The organism is Streptomyces sp. NPDC050422 (assembly GCF_044458665.1).
Taxonomy (GTDB): domain Bacteria; phylum Actinomycetota; class Actinomycetes; order Streptomycetales; family Streptomycetaceae; genus Streptomyces.
This window is the reverse complement of record NZ_JBITIE010000060.1, coordinates 1-2,687: the sequence shown is the minus strand read 5'-3', so window position 1 is coordinate 2,687 and position 2,687 is coordinate 1. Positions and strand designations below refer to the sequence as shown.

Here is a 2,687-nt window from a genome sequence, read left to right as displayed (position 1 = left end):
ACGCTTCCTTTGTACTCACCCGCAGAACATTTTCTGGGGCTTTCCTCCGGGCGCTTCCCTTCGGTCTTGCGTTTCCGACTCTATCAGACTCTTTCATGTCCGATTCCCGGTTGAAGCGGGCCTCGCATTTTCGCTTTCCAGTTCTTCGCTTTCGCGCTTTCCCTTTCCAGCGGTTCCAACCTTACCAGACTCATTTCATCCCGTTTACCGGTCCGAATTGAATTCCAGTGGCCGTTGAAGGGCCTTGCCTTTCGGCGGATTCGACTTTATCAGAAGCAATACCGCCGAACAGATCGGCTTCACGCTTCAGAGAGTGGGAATCAAATGGCTCTGCGGAAATTCAATTTCCACAAGAGCGAGACAACTCTAACTGTCGGGCTCGAACTTGTCCAGTTCGAGGCAACCGTTTGAATCTACCTCCCCCAGTCCGCTGTGTCAACAGTTTTTGGGGCGAGGAGGAGACTAGCAGGTCAGCGGTGCCGTACGCACATCAGGCGGCCACTGGCAGTTCGGCACTTCGTTCGGCTGCTGCGATGTCGCCCGAGTCGCCGGCTCGGGATGCCCGGCCGCCCAGGATGTAGACGTAGGCGAGGAAGGCCAGCTCGGCGGCGATCCCTACGGCGATGCGTGCCCAGGTCGGAAGGCCTGAAGGGGTGACGAAGCCTTCGATGAGGCCCGATACAAACAGGACGAGAGCGAGTCCGACGGCCATGCCGATGGCGGCCCGGCCCTGTTGTGCCAGGGCAGTACGCCGGGTGTACGGACCTGGATCAATGACCGTCCAGCCCAGGCGGAGGCCGGTTCCGGCCGCGACGAAGACCGCCGTGAGTTCCAGCAGCCCGTGGGGAAGGATGAGGCCGAGGAAGGTGTCGAGCCGGCCCGCCGAGGACATCAGGCCGATGCCGACCGCGAGGTTGAGCACGTTGACGAAGAGGATCCAGATCACCGGGACACAGAGGAACGCGCCGAGTACCAGGCACATGGCTGCGGCCTGGGCGTTGTTCGTCCAGACCTGGGCGGCGAACGAGGCCGCTGGATGGCTGGAGTAGTACGTCTCGTACTCGCCTCCGGGGCTGGTCAGGCGGCGGAGGTCGTCCGGTGCGGCGATGGCCGACTGAACCTCCGGGTGGGTGCCGATCCACCAGCCCATCAGCGCGGCCAGGAGCGCGGAGAGGACAGCGGTGGGTATCCACCAGCGCCTGGAGCGGTAGACCGCTGCGGGAAATCCCGCCGTGAGGAAATGCGCCGCGTCTCGCCAGGAGGCACGGCGGGTGCCGGTCACCGTCGAGCGGGCGCGGGCCACCAGTTGTGTGAGGCGCGCGGTGAGCAGCGGGTCGGGGGCGCTGGACTGGATCAGGGAGAGATGGGTGGCCGTGCGCTGGTAGAGGTCGACGAGTTCGTCGGCTTCCGCGCCCGTGAGTTTGCGCCCGCGGTGCAGGAGGTGGTCCAGGCGGTCCCACTCGATGCGGTGGGCGTTGACGAAGACATCGAGGTCCATGGTCGGCTGCTGCTCCTGGCAGGGGTGTTGTACGGGTCCGTACGACTGCGGCGCGTCGCGGGTCAGCTTGGCAGACTGTGGGACCGAGGGGCAGGGATGATCGGCGAAGGGTGGGCGGCAATGAGTGAGCTGGTGACCGGGGACGCGGTCGTGCTGGGGTTGCGGCCGGCGAAATTGCCGAGCCGCACACTGGCTCTGGCCATCGATCTGGCGGTAGTCGGAACGGTGTTCGTGCTGGTGTCGATCGGTTTGGCCATTGCGACGATCACCCTCGACGACGCAGCGAGGGCGGCGGTGACCGTAGCGACTTTCCTGCTTGTTCTGGTGGGGGCCCCAGTCGCGGTGGAAACGCTCAGCCACGGCCGTTCGCTGGGGAAGCTCGCGTGCGGGCTTCGAGTGGTGCGGGACGACGGGGGGCCCATCCGGTTCCGGCATGCGTTGGTGCGTGGGGCGATGGGCGTGGTGGAGATCCTTGCGACGCTCGGTGCGGTCGCCGCTGTCGCCTCGCTGGTTTCGGCACGCGGGCGGCGGCTCGGGGATGTCTTCGCGGGGACGCTCGTCGTACGGGAGCGGGTGCCGGCGGGCAGGGCGGCGGCCGTTCCGCCTCCCCCGCCCTGGCTGGTCGGACGGTTCGCCGGACTGGATCTGTCGGCGGTCCCGGACGATCTGTGGCTTGCTGTGCGGCAGTACCTGACGCGGATGCACCAGTTGGATGCCGCCGTGGGGCGGGACATGTCGCAGCGGCTGGCCGGAGAGGTTGCTACGAGGACCGGGGTCCCGGCGCCCGGGGGCGTGCCGGCCGCCGCGTTCCTGGCCGCCGTGGTGAACGAACGGCAGGCGCGTGACGCGCGACGGGCGTTCGGCTCAGCCCCGCACACGGCTCCCACGGCTCCCCCGACTCCGGTGCCCCGTCCGGCTCCCGCGCAGGCGGCGCCCGTCGCTCCCGCGCAGGCGGCGCCCGTCGCTCCCGCGCAGGCGGCGCCCGTCGCTCCCGCGCAGGCGGCCCCCGTCAGGCCTGCCGAACCCGGCAGTGCGGCAGCGGCTCCCGGGGTGGCCGCGGTGCGGCCGCCCACCAGCGGATTCGCCCCGCCCGCCTAGTGACGTGAGTCGGAGATTCGCTGGCAGTAGGACGCGACTTTGTCGAGGATCTCGTCGGCGGTCCTGGTCCAGATGAAGGGCCGTGGGTGGT

At 67.8% G+C, this 2,687-nt stretch carries 2 protein-coding genes; one reads left to right on the top strand and one right to left on the bottom strand.

Annotation, left to right across the window (positions count from 1 at the left end):
• Positions 1-490: 490 nt before the first annotated feature.
• Positions 491-1,498, bottom strand: coding sequence for a stage II sporulation protein M (locus tag ACIBJG_RS38755; protein ID WP_399315052.1), 1,008 nt, complete (start codon positions 1,496-1,498; stop codon positions 491-493).
• 120 nt (positions 1,499-1,618) lie between these two features.
• Here ACIBJG_RS38755 and ACIBJG_RS38750 point away from each other — a divergent pair, with 120 nt between their 5' ends.
• Positions 1,619-2,596, top strand: a complete 978-nt coding sequence (locus ACIBJG_RS38750) for an RDD family protein (RefSeq protein ID WP_399315050.1) — start codon at positions 1,619-1,621, stop codon at positions 2,594-2,596.
• Positions 2,597-2,687: the final 91 nt, after the last annotated feature.

Coding starts and splice junctions, on each gene's coding strand:
- ACIBJG_RS38755 (WP_399315052.1), bottom strand. CDS start 1,498: ATGGACCTCGATGTCTTCGTCAACGCCCACCGCATCGAGTGGGACCGC.
- ACIBJG_RS38750 (WP_399315050.1), top strand. CDS start 1,619: ATGAGTGAGCTGGTGACCGGGGACGCGGTCGTGCTGGGGTTGCGGCCG.